An 18,661-nucleotide genomic window follows, 5' to 3' on the forward strand; every position below is an offset into this window, starting at 1 on the left:
CGCGCGAAGCCGCGTGCCACCGCTGCGAGCCCGCCGCGTCATGTCAGCACCACCGCCGCGACCGCGATCAGCACGAGCCCGGCCAGCAGACCGGTGACGTAGAGCTGCGCGTTGCCGTTCTGGGCGAGCCGCACCAGGCCGGAAAGGCCGAGCGTCGCCCGGCCGGAACCGCGGACCGCGCCGTCCACCACCCGCGTGTCCGCGCGGACCACTCCCCTGGCCAGGCGCAGGACGGGCCGGGCGATCAGCGCCGCGTACGCGGCGTCGACGTAGAAGGCCCGCTCGCACGGCACCCGGAACGGGCCGAGCAGCCGGGCGGGGTCCTGCTCCGGCGCGGCGCGCCACAGGGCGTACACGATCCCGGCGCCGAGCAGTGCGACGGCGAGGCTGACGGCCGCCGGCCCCCACTCGACCTCCACGCCGGCCGCCGATCCGGCGAGGCCGAGCAGCAGGGCGGGCACGGCCAGCACGCCGGCCGGCCACAGCATCGACGGGGGCGCCTCCCGGCCGTCGAAGACGTGGGCGACACCCGGCGGCGGCTCCGCGAGCGGCTCGATCCGGGCGGGACCGAAGAACGTGCGCAGCCAGGCGCGGGCGGCGTACGCCCCGGTCACCCCCACGGTCAGCAGCGCCGACGCGTACACGAACGGCTGGGCCGGTCCCGTCCCGTGCTCGACGGCCGAGATCACCGCGTCCTTGCTGAAGAAGCCGCTCGCGGGCGGCAGCCCGGCCAGCGCGGCGAAACCGATGGTCATCGTCCAGAACGTCACGGGAAGGGCGGTGCGCAACCCGCCCATGTGGCTGATCAGGTTCGACCCGACGTGGTGGATCACCAGGCCCGCGCAGAGGAACAGCAGGGCCTTGAACGCGCCGTGCGACACCAGGTGGAACATCGCCGCCCGGTCGGACCCGGCGGCCAGTGCCGCGGCCATGTAGGCGAGCTGGCTGATCGTCGAGTAGGCCAGCACTCGCTTGAGGTCGTCCTGCGCGAGCGCGGCGAGCGCGGCGCCCAGCATGCCGACGGCCGCGACCACGCCCAGCACGTCGAGCGTGGGCGGCGCCGCGAGGAAGGCGGGGTAGAGCCGGGCGACGACGAAGATCCCGGCCGCCACCATCGTGGCCGCGTGGATGAGCGCGCTGATCGGGGTGGGGCCGGCCATCGCGTCGGGCAGCCAGGTCTGCAGCGGCACCTGCGCGCTCTTGCCCGCGACCCCGGCGAGCAGCAGAAGCGTCGCGGCGACCAGCGCGCCCCGGGGAATGTCGGCGCGCAGCACGGCGTCGATCCGGAAATCGCCCGCCGCCGTGCCGAGGACGAAGATCCCGAACAGGAAGCCGACGTCACCGAGCCGGGTGACCAGGAACGCCTTGACCGCCGCCCGGGAGTTGGCCCGGTCCTCCCACCAGTGCCCGATGAGCAGGTAGGAGCACAGGCCCATGATCTCCCAGCCGACGTAGAGGACGATCAGGTCCCCCGCGTAGACCACCAGCAGCATCGCGCTGGTGAACAGGCTGACGAACGCGCTGTAGGACGGGTAGCGGGGTTCGTCCCGCATGTACCCGACCGAGTAGACCTGCACCGCCAGCGCGACCACGACGACCAGGATGCCCGCGAGCACTGACAATCCGTCGGCCCGCAGAGTCAGGGAGATCGGCACCGACCCCGTCTCGACCACCGTCAGCGTGCCCTCGGCCCGCCCGGGGAGCAGCCCCGACCAGAACCGCCCTTCTGATATGCCCGCTCCCCGCGCGAGGGCGGCGGCGAGCCACACCGTGAGCGCCGCCGACACCGCGCCCGGGGCGATCGCGAACCACGCCGCCCGCCGGTACACCGCCCGTTCCGTACGGGCGCCCACATCTCGGGTGCGCAGATCTCCGGTGCGCAGATCTCCGGTGCGCAGATCTCGGGTGCGCAGATCTCGGGTGCCCAGGCGGGTCGCGAGCAGCCCGGCCGCCGCGCCGGCGAACGGCAGCAGGACGATCAGAGCCACCACGGCGGTCACGAGGCGCCCTCCCCGTCCGGGCGCCCCGAGTCGGGTGCGCGTACGACTTCGGCGAGCGCCCGCAACCGGTCGACGTCGACGGTCCGGCGCGTGCGGAAGACGGCCAGCACGATCGCCAGCCCCAGGCCCACCTCGGCCGCGGCGATCACGATGACGAACAGCGTCAGCACCTGGCCGCCGTGCAGGCGGTCCCTGAGCCAGACGTCGAAGGCCACCAGGTTGAGGTTGACCGCGTTGAGCATCAGCTCGACCGACATCAGCACGAGGATCGCGTTGCGCCGGGCCAGCACGCCGTACACACCGATGGAGAACAGCAGGGCGGAGACCACCACCGGGTAGACGACGTGCACCTCGCTCACCGCCTCCGGGCCGTCGGTCTGGTCGATAAGGTCGATAACCGGGTCATTCCCGCCCCCTGATGTCCGTACGGGACAGGACGATCGCGCCGATCAGCGCGGCGAGCAGGAGCACCGACAGCGCCTCGAACGGCAGCACCCAGGTGCGGAAGATGCTCGCCCCCAGGGGTTCGGCCGCCCCCTGCCCGGGACGGAGCGGCGCGTACGCCGTGCGGAAACCGGTGACGACCACGGTGACGAGCACGGCGGCGGTCGCGACGGCGACCAGCGCGGCGGCCCACCGGTTGCCGGAGTCGAGGCCGGCCGAGGGCCCGATGGGCGCGCGGGTCAGCATGATCCCGAACAGCAGCAGCACCACGACCGCGCCCACGTAGATCAGCACCTGCACCCAGGCGACGAACTCGGCGGTCAGCACCAGGTAGCCGCCCGCGAGCGCGCCGAAGCAGACGACCAGCCACAGCGCCGCGTGGACGAGTTGCCTGGTCGTGACGACCAGCAGGGCCGAGCCGACGGCGACGGCGCCGAGCAGCAGGAAGACGACCTCAGGCCCCGAGGGCGGCCACAACCCCGGCGCCTGGGAGGTCATCGCTCCCCCTCGGGCCCGTCCTTCTTCTGCGGCGGTGACCCGGCGTTCCTGGGCAGCGAGCCCGGCGGCCGGATGGAGCGGATGTCCCGCATGGCTCTCGGCGGCTCACGACGCGGGCGGCTCTCCGGCCCCTTCACGGGTTCCGCCGCCGGTCGCCGCGCCTCCCGCCCGGCGTCCTGCGCGGTGTCCTGCGCCGTTTCCCGCGCGGTGTCCTGTGTCGTCTTCTGCGCGGTGTCCTGCGCGGTGTCCTGCGCGGTCTCCTGTGCCGCGGACGCGCCCTCGGCCGGTCCCTTCACCGGTGGGGGCGGCGCCGTACGGCGGGCCGGTGCCGGGCGGGAACCGGCCGACAGTTCCTTCGGCGACTCGGCGCCGACCTCGTGGGCCGGTGGCGGTGGCACGGTGGCCGCCCACTCGCCCAGCCTGTCCTTCTCGTGCAGAAGATCGCGAATGTCGTACTCGGCGTACTCGAATTCGGGCGACCAGAACAGCGCGTCGAAGGGACACACCTCGATGCAGATGCCGCAGTACATGCACAGCGAGAAGTCGATCGCGAAGCGGTCGAGCACGTTGCGGGCGCGCGGCCGTCCTCCCTCGGGCGCCGGCAGGGTCTCCTTGTGGGAGTCGATGTAGATGCACCAGTCGGGGCATTCGCGGGCGCAGAGCATGCAGACGGTGCAGTTCTCCTCCACCAGGGCGATCACGCCCCGGCTGCGCGCGGGCAGGTCGGGGTGGACCTCCGGGTACTGCTGCGTCTCCGACTTCCGCAGCATGTGCCGCATGGTCACGGCCAGGCCCTTGGCCAGCCCCTCTCCTGGAATGCGCGCCACAGGCTCATCATCGCGCACTATCGGCGGCGAGTGAACGTGTGACTCCATCCCAGCTGTTTTCCACACCGTCCACACCGTCATCCCCAAGGTTGTCCACAGGATGTGGGGAGAAGAGGGACGCGCAAACACCGACAAATACGTATCGTCTGGACCATGAACGGCTATGGGGGGCCGGGAGGTTACCCGCCCGGACCGCAGGGACCACCGCAGGGACCATGGGGTCCACAGGGACAACCGCAGGGACGTGGGGGTTCTCGGGGACCCCACGGACCGCAGGATCCGTACCGACACCGGGGACCGTACGGGCAGCAGGGGCAGCCGGGGCCCTACGGCGTCTATCCGCCGCCGCCCGCACAGCCACCTGTGCCGCCACCTCCGCCGCCACCAACTCCGCCGACGCCACCGCCCGCGCGGCGGCCTTCCAGCGCCCCCAGCTACCTGTGGGCGCTCGCCCCGCTGTACACCTGCGGCTTCGGCGCTCCCTTCAGCATGATGTACGCGGCCATCCGCCGCCGTAGCGTGGGGTACGGGCTCGCCTCCGCCGGGTACGCCACGGCCACCGGCGTGTGGATCTACCTCGCCGAACTGTACGACGAAACGGAGGCGCCGGTTCTGGCGTCCGTCGCCATGGTCCTCTGCATGCTCGGCCCCTGGCTCTTCGGCACCGTGCACTCCCTCGCGGTCAGGAGACAGGTGTTCGGCGACGCCTCGCCGTACGAGACCGGGAACGAGCAGGCGATCGCGCTCGCGCAGCACCGCCGCGCCCTGCGGCAGCAGGCCAGGGAACTGGCGGAGCGCGATCCGGTCATGGCGCGCGAGGTGCGGATCGGGCGGCCCGACCTGCCCCGGCAGTACGACGACGGCGGCCTGATCGACGTCAACCACGCCCCCGCTTCGGTGATCGCGAACCTGCCCGGCCTGACGTCCGCGCTCGCCGAGCAGATCGTGCGCGTACGCGACCAGGTCGGCGGCTTCGTCTCGGCCGAGGACGTCTCGGCCGCCGCCTCCTTGCCCCCGCACCTCACCGCCGACCTCGCCGAATACGGCATTTTCCTCCCATAGTCAGTCGATAATCCCGATTGTCGTCGCACATATCCCTGGCTGGGCCATCGGCGTTTCCTTAGGCTTTAGGGTGCGTCAGCCGTGACAGCGGGAGGGCCAGTGACGTCATCCGAGATCGCCGAATGCAGGGCGGACATGGCCGCGGCCGCCACCGCCGTACGGGAGGTTCTCCACGCGCTCACCGCCGTCCCCGCGATGTTCGGAAACCACACCTGGCAGGGCCCGGCGGCCGACCGCTGGGCCGCCGGTTGGAACGCCCGCAGGATCCAGCTCACCAGGCTGCTTGACGCCGTGCTGGCCGAGCAGCCGCACCTGATCGCCCGTGTGGAGGAGGCGGAGCGCCGGAAAGCCGCCTCGTAGACCCCGCAACGGAAGGAATGCCGTGGGCGAATTCGTCGGAGTCGATCCCGCGAATCTCAAGGAGCTGACCAAACGGCTCGAACAGCTCCACGATCTGCTGGCCCGGCACAGTCCGCTAATACAGCAAAAAATGCAGAAATGGGGGAGCGAAGTCGGAACCGCGTCGTTGCCCGGCCTGATCGCCGCCGCGCTCGACGACGTCCGCGACATGGACGCCCGCACGACCAGGGCGTACGAGCTGGCGAGGGAGCAGGGCTGGAGCGCGCTGACTCGCGCGCCCGGCGCTCTCGGCCTCACCTTCGACCGCCCTCCGGACGTACGGCTGGACTGGGAGGCGACCGGGCAGAGCGGCTACCAGGGCAAGCGCGACGCCGAGGCGCTGGCCGCCGTCGTCGCGGACAAAAACCCCGAGGACACCCGCATCGCCCTTTCAGGGCTGTCGGAGCGCCTGCAGCGGCACCTCGCCGACAAGGACTACCAGGCGGCCTTCTGGGCTGGCGCGGGACCGCTCGCGCTGCGGGCGGCCCGTGCGCTCTACGAACGGGCCGGAGCCGCCCTGTTCAGCGCGGAGAGCGAGAGCGTACTACGGGCGCTCGGGGCGTCCCTGGCCGCCGCGAGCCAGATGCGGGTCGGCACGGGCGAGGATCGCCGGCCCCTCCTGCCCGCCGAGACCCGTGCCGCCCTCACCCGGGACTCCGACCCCTGGTCGGTCGGGATGCTCGTGAAGTACGGCCCCGACGGCAGGTCGTGGGACTCCCGCCTGCTCGCCGACCTCACCCGCGCCATGCTCGACGCCCGCGCCGCCGGCAAGACGATCTGGCCGCCTGCCCGCGGCAGGCTGGAGACCGACGGCGACGCCTCACGCCACCAGCGGCTCATGGCGGAGTACGACGCCGTGGGGGCCGTCCTCCAGCGGGCCGCCGAGAACGGCCTGGCCGCCCGGCACGTGCTTGGCGATCCCGCCACCGGCCTCACGTACGCCCGCATGCTCGTCAGCGACTCCTGGCACACCCCCGGCTACGACCCCGGGCCTTTCCTGAGCTCGTATGTGCATCCGGGCGGCACGCTTCCCCCCACCGGCCAGGTGGACCTGTCCGCCCCCGCCGGAGCCTTCCTCAAGGCCGCCGTCTCAGCCGAGCGCGGTACCTCGGTGGACGCCAAGGAGTCCGCCTGGTCCGTCGTCCACATCGTCCAAGCCACCGCCGAATTCGCCACCGCGAATGCCGAACGAGGTCTTCCCGGCACCATCCGCGCCTCGCTCACCTACATGGCGGCCCGCTACTTGCCCGACTTCGCGATGAGCGCGGGAAGACCTTACGGGTCAGGAGTGATCACACTCGGTAATCATGACGGCAACCCATGGGTAGCCGTCGCCGATGGCTCTCAGCTGGAGTTGTTCTTCCCACAAGCTTTGCAGGGATCGAAGGAGTATGTCGCGTTCAAGGCACTGATGGACACCAGGGTGTCGGCGGCCGTTGCCGCGACCGTCAAGGACCCGTCAGATGCCGACTACCTGAGCGAGATGGCCGGCCTTTATGGCCTCGTGGAGCGCACTCAGGCGGACCAGAACTTCGCCGAACACAATCAGCAGGACGAGCAAGCGGAACGAAACCAGATGCTCCTCGCGATGTTCACCGGTGGTTTCGGCGCTCTGAGCTTCGAGAAGACGTGGGGCCCGGGTGTGATGGCGCAGTTCCTCACCGGAGCCGGGGCGCCGATAGCGGACAACGCTATGGACACCGACCACAAGTGGAAGGCCCTGCAGGACAACGCCGCCGGCTTCAGAAAGCAGGTCCTTCATGTGGAGCTGCCGGTCGTGCAGGGATTGATCGACGCTGGCGTGCTGCACCCTCCCGAGGACGCGACATGGTTCGCCGACGGCCGCCTGCGGCCTGACCCCTCGTTCACGAGCTGGCTCAGCAGACATGCCGAAACCCGGTACGGGGGCAGGAGACTTGAGGACTGGATCAAGGAGGCCCAGCTGGCGATGAGGTTGCAGCAATGACCAGACGCCTGCGGCGCTCTGCAGTAGCAGCGGCGCTCCTCCTCGTTCTCGTGGGCTGCGATCAGGACGGCAGGCAGAAGCACGAGAGTGATATCTCGCGCCGAGGACCTGCACTTGTGGCGGTCGCACAGTGCCTTATCGACCATGGGCAGGTGTCGCGAGAAGAGGTCAAAGGCCGCTCCTGGTACAAGAACGGCCAGGTTGTCCCGGATGCGGCCTTCACCGTCTGGGTGAGCGGCCATCGCGACACCGTCTATGAGGGCAAGGCCCTGCAGGCGTGGGAGGACGAGGCGACGGCGGGGTGGCCGGGGTGGAGGTGCCCGTTGTGATCGCGCTCAGGCCATGAGGACCCTGACGACTCCGGTGAGGGCGAGCTGGAGGAGGGCGAGGGGCACCAGGACGGTCCAGGCGAACTTCTGCAGCTGGTCCTCGCGCAGCCGGGGATAGCTGACGCGCACCCAGATGACGACGAAGGCCAGGGCGAAGACCTTGAGGAGCGTCCACACCGGGCCGGGCAGGAGTGGCCCCTGCCAGCCGCCGAGGAACAACACGGTCGTGAGGGCGGACAGCACCACGATCCCGGCGTACTCGGCCAGCATGAACAGGGCGAAGCGGAACCCGGCGTACTCGGTCATCGGGCCCATGATGAGCTCGGATTCCGCGATCGGCATGTCGAACGGCGGCCGGCGCAGTTCGGCCAGGCCGGCGACGAAGAACACGAAGGCCCCGATCGCCTGCCAGGGCAGCCACCACCAGCGCCACTGCTCGGCGATGCCCTGCAGGGACAGCGTGCCCGCGGCCATCGCCACGCCGGCGGCGGCGAGCACCAGCGGCAGCTCGTACGACATGAGCTGGGCGGCGGCCCGGATGCCGCCGAGCACGCTGTACTTGTTGGCCGACGCCCACCCCGCCATGATCGCGCCGAGCACGCCGACGCCCATCACTGCCAGTACGAAGAACAGCCCGGCGTCGAGGTCCACGGCCGCCAGCCCGGGGCCGACCGGGATGACGACCATCACGACGAGGTACGGCACGAGCGCCACGGCCGGGGCGATCGCGAAGATCCGCCGGTCGGCCGCGGCCGGGATGACGTCCTCCTTCTGGGCGAACTTGACGCCGTCCGCGAGGAGCTGCGCCCACCCGTGGAAACCGCCGGCGTACATCGGCCCGAGGCGGGACTGCATGTGAGCCATGGCCTTGTGCTCCATCTGCCCGACGATCAGTGGCAGCAGCAGGAACGCCGCCACCACGACGACCAGCCGGACCGCTATGTCGAGCACCTCGGCCATGGAACCCCTCTCACCCGGAGGCCCAGTCGGGTGGCACGCCCGGGGGCAGCATCCTGCGGCGGCTCGGCGAGCCGTGGTCGGACTCCCCCGGTTCCTTGGCCCCGGGCCAGGCCTTGGCGACCCGGGCGGCGAGCACGAAGTCCTTGCGCAGCGGGTGGCCCTCGAAGCCGTCCGGCAGCAGCAACGGGCGCAGGTCCGGATGACCGTCGAAGACCACGCCGAACATCTCGTACGTCTCCCGCTCGTGCCAGTTCGCCCCGCGGAAGACGCCGGTGGCGGTCGGCAGGCGGGGGTCCGCGCGCGGCACCCGGGTGCGCACGAGCAGGTGCGCGAACGCGACCGGGTCGAACACGTGGGCCACGACGGCGAACGCCTCGGGCGGCTCGTCCACGGCGGTCAGCCAGTCGAAGAACTCGAATCCGGCCGAGCGCGCGAACGCCAGCGCGTCGGTCCACTCGCCGGGGTCCACGTCGAGCACGTCCTGGCCGAAGGAGTCGGTGACGCGTGAGCCGTACCGCTCGCGCACGGCCTCGGCACTGCGCTCACCGGTTCGCTCGCTCCGCTCGCTCATGCGTCCGCCTCCGGGAGGTAGCGGTCCTCCAGCGTCTCGCCCGCGATCTTCTCCTGGAGCTTCATGATCCCGTGGAGCAGCGCCTCGGGGCGGGGCGGGCACCCGGGGACGTACACGTCCACCGGGATGATCTGGTCCACGCCCTTGGTGACGCAGTACGAGTCCCAGTAGGGCCCGCCCGAGTTGGAGCAGGCGCCGAACGAGATGACGTATTTGGGGTCGGGCATCTGCTCGTACAGCCGCCGTACGGCGGGAGCCATCTTGTCGGTCACCGTGCCCGACACGATCATCAGATCGGCCTGCCGGGGGCCGTTGGCGAACGGGATCACCCCGAAGCGGATGAAGTCGTGCCTGCTCATCGACGTGGCGATGAACTCGATGGCGCAGCAGGCCAGCCCGAAGTTGAAGACCCACAGCGAGTAGCGCCGGCCCCAGTTCAACACGAACTTCATCGGCTTGGGCGCCAGCCGGGACACCGGCCCCACCGTGGGCATCGGGAGATCGTTCACGGGCATGCGGTCACCGCCATGCCGTCCATTGTCCTCCCCCGAGCCGGTCGGGTCACGTCCAGCCCAGCACCCTCTTGCGCCAGGCGTACAGGATGCCGAGCGCGATGAACGCGAGGAAGACGAACATCTCCACCAGCGTCGTCATGCCGTACCCGGGGGCGGCGAAGACGGTGGCCCAGGGGAAGAGGAACACGGCGTCGACGGCGAAGACCACGTAGAGGTACGTGAAGACGTAGTAGCGGATCTGCGACTGCGCCCAGCCCTCGCCGACGGGATCGACCCCGCACTCGTACGTCGTGAGCTTCTCGGGCGTCGGCCGGCTGGGACGTAACATGCGGTTCACGAACAATCCGCCCGCGAAGATCGCCACGCCGATGAGGAAGAGGACGACGACCACGGCATATGAGCCGAAGTATCCACTCATACTGCCTCCCAGATCTCGAGAATAACCCCGGCACGATCTCAAGGGCTGAACACCTGACGGTCACATCCGAGTCCCCCGCATATAGTTGAGGATCGTGACCCGAATCAAGCTCGTCGCCCGCTTGCACCTGGACCTGTGCCGGCTCGCGTCGGGCCTGTGTCGCCCGGATGGTTCGCGAAGCTGACGGTGCGCCGCCCCCGGCGGCCGAGGCACCAGCGGGAACGCGCCACAGGCGCGGAAAGTCCCGGTAGAGCGCACCTCAAGTGCGCATCTGCGAAAAACCAGCGTGACCCCGATGGATCTAGCATGGACATGACAACGTGCCACCAGCAGGCAGACCTGGGCGCGTCAAGGAGGACTGAGGAGCTGTGACCAAGCAGGTTCAGCAACTCGACCGCGTGATCATCCGGTTCGCGGGTGACTCCGGCGACGGAATGCAGCTCACCGGTGATCGGTTCACGGCGGAGACGGCCCAGTTCGGCAACGACCTGTCGACGCTCCCCAACTTCCCGGCGGAGATCCGCGCTCCCGCCGGCACCCTCCCCGGGGTGTCGAGCTTCCAGTTGCACTTCGCCGACCACGACATCCTGACCCCCGGCGACGCGCCCAACGTGCTCGTCGCCATGAATCCCGCCGCGTTGAAGGCGAACCTCGGGGACCTGCCCAAGGGCGCCGACATCATCGCGAACACCGACGAGTTCACCAAGCGCAACCTGGCCAAGGTGGGCTACGACGGCAACCCGCTCGAGGACGACTCGCTGGCCGAGTGGCGCCTGCACGCGGTGCCGCTGACCTCGCTGACGGTCAAGTCGCTCGAGGGCTACGACATCTCCAAGAAGGACGCCGAGCGGGCCAAGAACATGTTCGCGCTCGGGCTGCTGTCCTGGCTGTACCACCGGCCGACCGAGGGGACGATCCAGTTCCTGGAGGCCAAGTTCGCGAAGAAGCCGGAGATCGCCAAGGCGAACATCGCGGCCTTCCAGGCGGGCTGGAACTACGGCGAGACGACCGAGTCCTTCTCGGTCTCCTACGAGATCAAGCCGGCCACGCTCCGCCCGGGCACCTACCGGAACATCTCCGGCAACCAGGCCCTGGCCTACGGGCTGATCGCGGCGTCGGTGCAGTCGAAGCTGCCGCTGTTCCTCGGGTCCTACCCGATCACCCCGGCCTCCGACATCCTGCACGAGCTGTCCAAGCACAAGCGGTTCGGGATCAGGACGTTCCAGGCCGAGGACGAGATCGCCGGCGTGGGCGCCGCGCTGGGCGCCGCCTTCGGCGGGTCGCTCGGTGTGACCACGACCTCCGGCCCGGGCGTCGCGCTCAAGGCCGAGACCGTGGGCCTCGCGGTGACCACGGAGCTTCCGCTGATCGTCGTGGACGTGCAGCGGGCCGGGCCCTCGACCGGCATGCCGACCAAGACCGAGCAGACCGACCTGCTGATGGCGATGTACGGCCGCAACGGCGAGTCGCCGGTGCCGGTGCTGGCGGCGGCCACGCCGTCGGACTGCTTCACCATGGCGATCGAGGCGGCGCGGATCGCGCTGCAGTACCGCACGCCGGTCATGCTCCTGTCGGACGGCTACCTGGCCAACGGCTCGGAGCCGTGGCGCATCCCGGACATCGACGAGCTGCCGGACATCTCGGTGCTGTTCACCACCGAGCCCAACGGCGACGACGGCACATACCTGCCGTTCAAGCGTGACCCGGAGACGCTGGCCCGCCCGTGGGCCGTGCCGGGCACGGCGGGTCTGGAGCACCGGATCGGCGGCATCGAGAAGGCCGACGGCACCGGCAACATCTCCTACGACCCCGACAACCACGACAAGATGGTGCGGCTGCGCCAGGCCAAGATCGACGGCATCGACGTGCCCGATCTGACGGTCGACGACCCGGACGGCGACGCCCGGGTGCTCGTGCTCGGCTGGGGCTCGACGTACGGGCCGATCGCGGCGGCGGCCCGCCGCGTGCGCGCGGCCGGGCACAAGGTGGCCCAGGCGCACCTGCGGCACCTCAACCCGCTGCCCGCCAACACCGGCGAGGTGCTGCGTTCGTACGACAAGGTGCTGCTGCCCGAGATCAACCTCGGCCAGCTCGCCATGCTGTTGCGGGCCCGCTTCCTGGTCGACGTGATCAGCTACAACCGGGTGCGCGGGCTCCCGTTCAAGGCCGCCGAACTCGCCGCCGTCATTCAGGACGTGATCGAAAGTGACTGACACCCTCAATGGCAAGGGCCTGGCCCTGATCCCCCGTACGGACGCCAAGCAGACGCTGAAGGACTTCAAGTCCGACCAGGAGGTGCGCTGGTGCCCGGGCTGCGGTGACTACGCGATCCTGGCGGCGGTGCAGAGCTTCCTGCCCGAGCTGGGGCTCAAGCGCGAGAACATCGTGTTCGTCTCCGGCATCGGCTGCTCCTCGCGGTTCCCGTACTACCTCAACACCTACGGCTTCCACTCGATCCACGGGCGGGCGCCGGCCATCGCGACGGGTCTCGCCGCCTCCCGGCCGGACCTGTCGGTGTGGGTCATCACCGGTGACGGCGACGCGCTGTCGATCGGCGGCAACCACCTGATCCACGCGCTGCGCCGCAACGTCAACCTGAACATCCTGCTGTTCAACAACAGGATCTACGGCCTGACCAAGGGGCAGTACTCCCCCACGAGCGAGATCGGCAAGATCACCAAGTCGACGCCGATGGGCTCGCTGGACAAGCCGTTCAACCCGATCTCGCTGGCGCTCGGCGCGGAGGCCGGGTTCGTCGCCCGGACCATCGACAGCGACCGCAAGCACCTGCAGGGCGTGCTGCGCCAGGCCGCCGAGCACCGCGGGGCCTCGCTGGTGGAGATCTACCAGAACTGCAACATCTTCAACGACGGCGCCTTCGACACGCTGAAGGACCCGGGCACCCGCGACGAGATCACCGTCCGGCTCGAACACGGGCAGCCGATCGTCTTCGGCACCGGCGACAACGAGCGCGCCGTACGGCTGTCGCCCACGGGCGGCGTCGAGGTCGTGCGCCGCGCCGAGGTCTCCGACGGCGAGATCCTCGTGCACGACGCGCACAACCCCGACCCGTCGCTGGCGTTCGCGCTGTCGCGGCTGGACGAGCCGGCGTTCGAGCACGTGCCGATCGGCGTCTTCCGCTCGATCGACCGGCCCTCCTACGACCAGCTCCTCAACGAGCAGGTCCAGGCGGCCACGACCGACAAGGGCACGGGCAGCCTCGCCGACCTGCTCCACGGCGGGGACACCTGGACCATCGGCTGAACAGGACCACCAGGGAAGGGACCGGTCTTCGGACGGGTCCCTTTCCTTATTACCGGGCTTGAACAAGTTCGGCCTCGTCAACCCCGGTAGCCCCCAGGCCGTCCCAGGGAGTGCCGCGTAGATCTTCGCCGTAGCGAGGATCGGCCAGATGGATGCATCGCAAGGCCGAGGAGGAGCCCATAGCGGAGCTATGGGCGACGACGAGAACGCAGCGAGGCGCCATCTGGCCGACCGCAGTAGGCAAGAAGATCCACGCGGCACGACCTTGCCCGAGACGCACCATGATCGAGCATACGAGGAGAGCGCCCATGCCCCCGGTCCGCGCGATCGATCCCCGGCCGTTGTCACGGTCCTCCACTCGGGAGGAGGGCCTTTCCTACGCCGGGACGCGCGCCCTGGTGACGGGTGCGGCGGGCTTCATCGGTGCCCGCCTGGTCAAGCGGCTGGTCTCCCTCGGCGCCGAGGTCCACGCCGTCAGCCGCAAGCCGCCCACGGTGACACACGTCGGCGAGGTCTGGCACCGGGCCGATCTCCGCGTCGCCGCGGCGACCGGCGAACTCCTCGGCGCCGTACGTCCCGACGTGGTGTTCCACCTGGCCAGCGAGGTGAACGGGGGCAGGGACACCGGGCTCGTGCTGCCCACCCTCGAGAACAACCTCCTCGGCACAGTCAACCTGCTGACCGCGGCGGCGGGCCGCACGGGCACGCGGGTGGTGCTCTGCGGCTCGTGCGAGGAGCCGCGGCCGGCGAACGACCACGCGCCACCGCCGTCCCCCTATGCGATGGCCAAGTGGGCCGCGACCGGCTACGCCCAGCTGTTCCAGCGGTTGTGGGACCTGCCGGCCACGGTCCTGCGGCCCACGATGGTCTACGGCCCAGGCCAGCGGGACCTCACCAAGCTCGTGCCGTACGTGGCTCTGTCGCTGCTGCGCGGCGAGGAGCCGAGCCTCACCAGCGGCGCCAAGATGGCCGACTGGGTGTACGTGGACGACGTGGCCGAGGCGTTCGTGGCGGCGGGGCGGAGCGACCGGGCGGCCGGTCACGTCATGGACATCGGGACCGGCGTCCTGACATCGGTGAGGGACACGGTGGAGCTGCTGTATCGGGTCATGGGAAGCCCACTGCGTCCGAGGTTCGGCGAGGTCGCCGACCGCCCCCTGGACAACGCCCAGACCGTCGACATCGGCCTCGCCGCCGAGGTGCTCGGCTGGCGGCCGGCCGTGGGCCTGGAGGAAGGGCTGCGGCGGACCCTGGCCTGGTATCGCGAGCACAGGTAACGGAAGCTTCCCGAACGGCGATAGCGCTACCGTGACCCGTAACTTCTCAGGTCCCCATCCGGCGTACGAAGGCGAGGGCTGATGGCCGCGGCGAGGAGTGTGGTCAACCTGACCGTGCACGGCATCGGCCCCTACCCGAGGACGCTCGACCCTGGGGAGGACGGCACCTGGGTCACCGTCGGCCAGTTCGAGCAGGTGCTCGACGCCGTCATGGGCCGCCCGGACGTCCGGATCACCTTCGACGACGGCAACGCCTCCGACGTCGAGATCGCCCTGCCGCGCCTGCGGGAGCGCGGCCTCACGGCGGAGTTCTTCGTGCTGGCCGGGCTCCTGGGGCAGCCCGGCAGGCTGGACGCGGACGGCGTGCGCGAGCTCGTCCGGGCCGGTATGCGGGTCGGCTCGCACGGCTGGGCCCACCGCGACTGGCGCCGGATCGGCCGGCAGGAGGCCGACGAGGAGATCGCCCGGGCCAACGCCCTGCTGAGCGACCTGACGGGGCAGCCGGTGACGCGGGTCGCGATCCCGTTCGGTTCTTACGACAGGCACGTGCTGCACCGGCTGCGCCGCGCGGGGCTCTCCCGCGCGTACACCAGCGACGGCGGGCGGGCCCGTCCCGACGCCTGGCTGCAGGCGCGCACCAGCCTGACCTGCGACCTGGACGACGCCTGGACGAGGGCGGTCCTCGACGGCCGCCCCTCTCTCCGTACGCGCGCCCGCAGGGTCGCCGCCCGCGCGTTCAAGCGCCTGCGCGGCTGACCGACGAACCTCCCCATCGGGAAGAAGAGTCTCCACATATGTCTAATGGAACGGATGAGAACCGGCTGCGAACAGCCGTCGTGATCGTCACGTACAACAGCGCGGACGTGCTCGGCGACTGCCTGCGCTCCCTCACGGAGGGAGCACGGGGGGTCGTCCTCGCCGACGTCGTGGTCGCCGACAACGCCTCCCGGGACGACTCCGTGGGCGTCGCGGAACGCGCGGAGGCTCTGCCGATCACGGTCGTGCAGACCGGCAGGAACGCCGGATACGCCGCCGCGATCAATGCCGGGGTCGCCGCCCTGGACCTCGACGCCCTCGACGCCGTCCTCGTGCTGAACCCCGACTGCCGGCTGCGTCCCGGCTCGCTGGCCGTCCTGGCGGAGGCCCTGCGGCCGCCCGGCCGCGGCATCGCCGTCCCCCGGCTCGTCAACCCGGACGGCACGCTGCAGCCGTCGCTGCGCCGGCAGCCCACCGTGCGGCGGGCCCTGGTCGAGGCCGTGATCGGCGGCACGCTCGCCGGGCGTATCGGCACGCTCGGGGAGCTGGTGACCGACCCGGTGAGGTACGAGGCGGCCTGTACGGCGGCCTGGGCCACGGGCGCGGCCATGCTGATCTCGGCAGCGGCCTGGCGGGAGATCGGCCCCTGGGACGAGTCGTTCTTCCTCTACAGCGAGGAGACGGAGTACGCCCTGCGGGCCGCGGACCGGGGGTGGTCGCTGTGGTATGAGCCCTCGGCCGTGTTCGAGCACATCGGCGGCGACTCCGCCGTCAACCCGACGCTCGCCGCGCTCATCGTCGTGAACAAGGTGCGGCTGTTCAGGCGGCGCAGGGGACGGATCGCGGCGGCCGCCTACTTCCTGGCCGTGGCCCTGGGAGAGGGGGTCCGCGCGCTCTCCGGCCGGCCGACCTCGCGGGCGGCGGTGGCCGCGCTGCTGCGGCCCTCCCGGCGGCTGCGCCTGATCGCGCCCCCTCCGGCCTCATGACCGGCACGCCGATCAGGACGATCCGCCTGACCTCGTTCGACGCGCTGGGCGAGGAGGAGTTGGACACGTGGCACCGGCTGCGGGAGGGCAACCCGCTGCTCGACAGCCCGTACTTCCATCCCGGCTTCGCGCAGGCCGTCCACGTGAGCGGCCGGCCCGTGGAGGTGGCCGTCGGCCGCGACGCGGACGGCCGGGTCCTCGCGCTGCTGCCCTGCCACCGCGAGCGTTCGCTGCTGCGTCCGGCCGGCTGGCCCGGCGCCGACTTCCAGGGACCGGTGCTCGCCCCGGGCACGTCCTTTTCGCCGCTGCTCCTGCTGTCGAGAGGAGTGCGCGGCTTCGCGTTCGACCATCTGCTCGACGGCCACGCGGACGATCACACAGATGATCACGAGGACGGCCACGAGGACGGTGAAGCGGGCTTCGGCCCCTGGATCGAGTCGCGCCGCCCCTCTCCCTACATCGACGTGAGCGGCGGTCTCGACGCCTATCTCGGCAGGGCCTCCCGCAGCGGCAAGGACAACATGGGGCAGGCCCGCCGGCGGGCGGCCAAGGCCGAGCGCGAGCTCGGGCCGGTGCGGTTCGAGGCGGACGCCGTCGACCCGAAGGCGCTCGACCGGGTCGTCGAGCTCAAACGGGCGCAGTACGCGGCGACGGGCGCCCCCGACTACTTCGCCACGCCCGACCGCATCGACCTCGTCAACCGTCTCCTGCACACCCGGAGCCCCGGGTTCTCCGGCATGCTGTCGACGCTGCACGCCGGTCCCCATCTGCTCGCCGCGCACTTCGGCCTGCGATCCGGCGGCGTGCTGCACTGGTGGTTCCCGGTGTACGACCCGTCGTTCGCCCATCTCGCGCCCGGCTGGATGCTGCTGCGCGAGCTGGTGTCGGCAGCCCCGGCGCTCGGGATCGGCCGCATCGACCTCGGCCGGGGCGAGGACGAGTACAAGCGGCGGGCCAAAACCGGGGAGGTCATGGTCGCGCAGGGCCTGGTGACGAGAAGCGCGGCCAAGCGGACCATGCGCAGAGCCCGCGACTCGATGGTCGAGGCGGCGAAGGTGTCACCCCTGGGCCCCGGCCTGCGCCGGATCGTCCGGTCTGTCCGCTCTCTCCTGCGTTGAACTCTCCTGTACGGAGGGACGGCGCAGCGGGCGGCGGCCGGCGAGCAGCCGCTCCAGCGGGCGCTCGGCGAGCCGGTGCAGCAGCCAGGCCGCGACGGTGGCGGCGAGCAGCATGCCGACCGCCGGCAGGACCGGCGCCTGCGGGACGACTCGCGCCCCGAACCTGAGAACCGGCTGGTGGACGAGGTAGAAGGCGAACGACACCTCGCCCAGGGCGACGAGCCAGGCCGCGCGCAGCGGCGAGCGGCGCCCCCGCAGGTCCGCCGTAGCCGCCGCCGCGACGAGCAGCGCCAGTGGGCCGGACATCCACGCGACCCACCCCCAGCGGTCCCACACGAGCGGCTGGGTCAGGTACGCCCCGAGCGCCAGGGCCGAGGACGCGAGCAGCCCGGGGCCGTGCCACCGGCCGGCCCGGATCATCAGGGCCAGCGTCATCCCCAGCAGGAACTCCAGAGCCCGGGTGACCGGGAGGATCCAGACGAACCAGTAACCGAGATCGAGCGGCATCGGCAGCGAGGCGAGCGGGACGAGCCAGATCAGCGCGTACGCCGCCGCCGCGACCGTCCACAGGCGGTGGGCGGGCACCCGGCGCAGCGCCCGCAGCAGGAGCGGGAAGGCGGCGTAGAAGGCGATCTCACACGACAGCGACCACGCGGGGGTGTTGACCGCGAAGTAGTAGGCCGGGTCGGGCACCCACGACTGCAACAGGACCAGCCCGGCCAGCACCGGCCCGGGCCTCTCGGGACGCGCCGTCACGACGAGGACGGCCAGCACCCCGATCCACACGAGGACATGCGAGGGCACGACACGGGCCGCCCGCCGCCGCCAGAACGCCGCCGCGCGGTCGCCGGGCCGAGCCGACCAGGTCAGCACCAGCCCGGACAGGACGAAGAAGAACGGCACGCCGGTGGCGCCCGCCCCGAACAGCACCTCCAGCACGGCCCGGCCGGCGCCGTCCCCGGCCAGTCGCGGCGTGTGGAGGACGTGGAATCCGAAGACGGCGAAGGCCGCGATCCAGCGCAGCCCGGTGAGCGACGGCAGACGGGCGGGCACCGCGCTGTCCCTGTCTGCCTGCGGGCTCCCCTGCGTCGTCCCCTGCTGCCCGCCGCCCTGATTCCGGCTCCCGCCCTGCTGCCCGATTCGCCGGCCGGCCCCGTTTCGCCCCTCCTCCTCGTCCCGCTTCGCGGACGCCCCGGTTCCCTCGCGCATCCAGCACCGTCCATTTCCCGGGCGTGGCCGTTCCCCGGCCGTTCCTGCCGCGAGAATACACA

19 protein-coding genes are annotated in these 18,661 nt (G+C 71.0%); 10 read left to right on the forward strand and 9 right to left on the reverse strand.

Annotation, left to right across the window (positions count from 1 at the left end; translation table 11 throughout):
- Nucleotides 1–38: 38 nt before the first annotated feature.
- The 4 genes from FH610_RS31965 to FH610_RS44775 are packed head-to-tail and all read right to left on the reverse strand — an operon-like array spanning nt 39 to nt 3,769.
- The gene (locus tag FH610_RS31965) at nt 39–2,000 is read right to left on the reverse strand and encodes an NADH-quinone oxidoreductase subunit 5 family protein (protein WP_139578958.1); all 1,962 of its coding nucleotides are present in this window, start codon (nt 1,998–2,000) and stop codon (nt 39–41) included.
- Nucleotides 1,997–2,350: an NADH-quinone oxidoreductase subunit NuoK gene (nuoK, locus tag FH610_RS31970; RefSeq protein ID WP_079313861.1), complete on the reverse strand. Its 354-nt coding sequence runs from the start codon at nt 2,348–2,350 to the stop codon at nt 1,997–1,999. The genes FH610_RS31965 and nuoK overlap by 4 nt, the downstream gene beginning before the upstream one ends.
- A gap of 52 nt (nt 2,351–2,402) precedes the next feature.
- Complete coding sequence (locus tag FH610_RS31975; protein WP_139578959.1) at nt 2,403–2,942, reverse strand: NADH-quinone oxidoreductase subunit J family protein; 540 nt, start codon at nt 2,940–2,942, stop codon at nt 2,403–2,405.
- Entirely contained in the window at nt 2,939–3,769 is an 831-nt protein-coding gene (locus tag FH610_RS44775) for a NuoI/complex I 23 kDa subunit family protein (protein ID WP_240809325.1), read from the reverse strand. The genes FH610_RS31975 and FH610_RS44775 overlap by 4 nt, the downstream gene beginning before the upstream one ends.
- A 363-nt stretch (nt 3,770–4,132) precedes the next feature.
- Here FH610_RS44775 and FH610_RS31985 point away from each other — a divergent pair, with 363 nt between their 5' ends.
- The 4 genes from FH610_RS31985 to FH610_RS43020 all read left to right on the forward strand — a co-directional run bounded on the left by FH610_RS31985 (nt 4,133) and on the right by FH610_RS43020 (nt 7,525).
- On the forward strand, nt 4,133–4,831 hold the full coding sequence (locus FH610_RS31985) for a ComEA family DNA-binding protein (RefSeq protein ID WP_240809326.1): 699 nt from the start codon (nt 4,133–4,135) through the stop codon (nt 4,829–4,831).
- 99 nt (nt 4,832–4,930) lie between these two features.
- Nucleotides 4,931–5,191, forward strand: a complete 261-nt coding sequence (locus FH610_RS31990) for a hypothetical protein (RefSeq protein ID WP_139578961.1) — start codon at nt 4,931–4,933, stop codon at nt 5,189–5,191.
- 22 nt (nt 5,192–5,213) lie between these two features.
- On the forward strand, nt 5,214–7,196 hold the full coding sequence (locus tag FH610_RS31995) for a hypothetical protein (RefSeq protein WP_139578962.1): 1,983 nt from the start codon (nt 5,214–5,216) through the stop codon (nt 7,194–7,196).
- 152 nt (nt 7,197–7,348) lie between these two features.
- A complete protein-coding gene (locus FH610_RS43020) occupies nt 7,349–7,525 on the forward strand; it encodes a hypothetical protein (RefSeq protein ID WP_161628126.1) in 177 nt (58 codons plus the stop codon).
- A gap of 6 nt (nt 7,526–7,531) precedes the next feature.
- Here the strand turns inward: FH610_RS43020 and nuoH are convergent, their stop codons facing one another.
- From nuoH to FH610_RS32015, 4 genes are read right to left on the reverse strand one after another with little or no spacing between them, the layout of a single operon-like run.
- A complete protein-coding gene (gene nuoH / locus FH610_RS32000) occupies nt 7,532–8,485 on the reverse strand; it encodes an NADH-quinone oxidoreductase subunit NuoH (RefSeq protein ID WP_139578963.1) in 954 nt (317 codons plus the stop codon).
- Between the two features lie 10 nt (nt 8,486–8,495).
- Nucleotides 8,496–9,056 (reverse strand): NADH-quinone oxidoreductase subunit C, encoded by a 561-nt coding sequence (locus FH610_RS32005; RefSeq protein WP_139578964.1) that lies wholly within the window; start codon nt 9,054–9,056, stop codon nt 8,496–8,498.
- Nucleotides 9,053–9,571 carry an NADH-quinone oxidoreductase subunit B gene (locus FH610_RS32010; RefSeq protein WP_030510086.1) on the reverse strand — a complete coding sequence of 173 codons (519 nt, stop codon included), beginning with the start codon at nt 9,569–9,571 and terminating at the stop codon, nt 9,053–9,055. Before FH610_RS32010 ends, FH610_RS32005 begins: the two co-directional genes overlap by 4 nt.
- A 46-nt stretch (nt 9,572–9,617) precedes the next feature.
- Nucleotides 9,618–9,989: an NADH-quinone oxidoreductase subunit A gene (locus tag FH610_RS32015; RefSeq protein ID WP_139578965.1), complete on the reverse strand. Its 372-nt coding sequence runs from the start codon at nt 9,987–9,989 to the stop codon at nt 9,618–9,620.
- A gap of 368 nt (nt 9,990–10,357) precedes the next feature.
- Between FH610_RS32015 and FH610_RS32020 the strand changes: the two genes are divergently transcribed.
- The 6 genes from FH610_RS32020 to FH610_RS32045 all read left to right on the forward strand — a co-directional run bounded on the left by FH610_RS32020 (nt 10,358) and on the right by FH610_RS32045 (nt 17,390).
- Nucleotides 10,358–12,202: a 2-oxoacid:acceptor oxidoreductase subunit alpha gene (locus FH610_RS32020; RefSeq protein ID WP_139578966.1), complete on the forward strand. Its 1,845-nt coding sequence runs from the start codon at nt 10,358–10,360 to the stop codon at nt 12,200–12,202.
- Complete coding sequence (locus tag FH610_RS32025) at nt 12,195–13,253, forward strand: 2-oxoacid:ferredoxin oxidoreductase subunit beta (RefSeq protein ID WP_139578967.1); 1,059 nt, start codon at nt 12,195–12,197, stop codon at nt 13,251–13,253. Before FH610_RS32020 ends, FH610_RS32025 begins: the two co-directional genes overlap by 8 nt.
- A 308-nt stretch (nt 13,254–13,561) precedes the next feature.
- Nucleotides 13,562–14,530 (forward strand): NAD-dependent epimerase/dehydratase family protein, encoded by a 969-nt coding sequence (locus tag FH610_RS32030; RefSeq protein WP_161628127.1) that lies wholly within the window; start codon nt 13,562–13,564, stop codon nt 14,528–14,530.
- 81 nt (nt 14,531–14,611) lie between these two features.
- Nucleotides 14,612–15,286, forward strand: coding sequence for a polysaccharide deacetylase family protein (locus FH610_RS32035; RefSeq protein ID WP_139578969.1), 675 nt, complete (start codon nt 14,612–14,614; stop codon nt 15,284–15,286).
- Nucleotides 15,287–15,324: 38 nt separating this feature from the next.
- The gene (locus FH610_RS32040; protein ID WP_139578970.1) at nt 15,325–16,272 is read left to right on the forward strand and encodes a glycosyltransferase family 2 protein; all 948 of its coding nucleotides are present in this window, start codon (nt 15,325–15,327) and stop codon (nt 16,270–16,272) included.
- Nucleotides 16,269–17,390 (forward strand): GNAT family N-acetyltransferase, encoded by a 1,122-nt coding sequence (locus tag FH610_RS32045; RefSeq protein ID WP_240809327.1) that lies wholly within the window; start codon nt 16,269–16,271, stop codon nt 17,388–17,390. The genes FH610_RS32040 and FH610_RS32045 overlap by 4 nt, the downstream gene beginning before the upstream one ends.
- Here the strand turns inward: FH610_RS32045 and FH610_RS32050 are convergent.
- Nucleotides 17,331–18,599 (reverse strand): acyltransferase family protein, encoded by a 1,269-nt coding sequence (locus FH610_RS32050; protein ID WP_161628128.1) that lies wholly within the window; start codon nt 18,597–18,599, stop codon nt 17,331–17,333. The two genes, FH610_RS32045 and FH610_RS32050, sit on opposite strands and share 60 nt — an antisense overlap.
- Between the last annotated feature and the right edge of the window lie 62 nt (nt 18,600–18,661).

Source organism: Microbispora catharanthi (genome assembly GCF_006334915.2).
GTDB classification, from domain to species: Bacteria; Actinomycetota; Actinomycetes; order Streptosporangiales; family Streptosporangiaceae; genus Microbispora; species Microbispora catharanthi.

Coding starts and splice junctions, on each gene's coding strand:
- FH610_RS31975 (WP_139578959.1), bottom strand. CDS start 2,942: ATGACCTCCCAGGCGCCGGGGTTGTGGCCGCCCTCGGGGCCTGAGGTC.
- nuoH (WP_139578963.1), bottom strand. CDS start 8,485: ATGGCCGAGGTGCTCGACATAGCGGTCCGGCTGGTCGTCGTGGTGGCG.
- FH610_RS32005 (WP_139578964.1), bottom strand. CDS start 9,056: ATGAGCGAGCGGAGCGAGCGAACCGGTGAGCGCAGTGCCGAGGCCGTG.
- FH610_RS32010 (WP_030510086.1), bottom strand. CDS start 9,571: ATGCCCGTGAACGATCTCCCGATGCCCACGGTGGGGCCGGTGTCCCGG.
- FH610_RS32015 (WP_139578965.1), bottom strand. CDS start 9,989: ATGAGTGGATACTTCGGCTCATATGCCGTGGTCGTCGTCCTCTTCCTC.
- FH610_RS32030 (WP_161628127.1), top strand. CDS start 13,562: ATGCCCCCGGTCCGCGCGATCGATCCCCGGCCGTTGTCACGGTCCTCC.
- FH610_RS32035 (WP_139578969.1), top strand. CDS start 14,612: ATGGCCGCGGCGAGGAGTGTGGTCAACCTGACCGTGCACGGCATCGGC.
- FH610_RS32040 (WP_139578970.1), top strand. CDS start 15,325: ATGTCTAATGGAACGGATGAGAACCGGCTGCGAACAGCCGTCGTGATC.
- FH610_RS32045 (WP_240809327.1), top strand. CDS start 16,269: ATGACCGGCACGCCGATCAGGACGATCCGCCTGACCTCGTTCGACGCG.
- FH610_RS32050 (WP_161628128.1), bottom strand. CDS start 18,599: ATGCGCGAGGGAACCGGGGCGTCCGCGAAGCGGGACGAGGAGGAGGGG.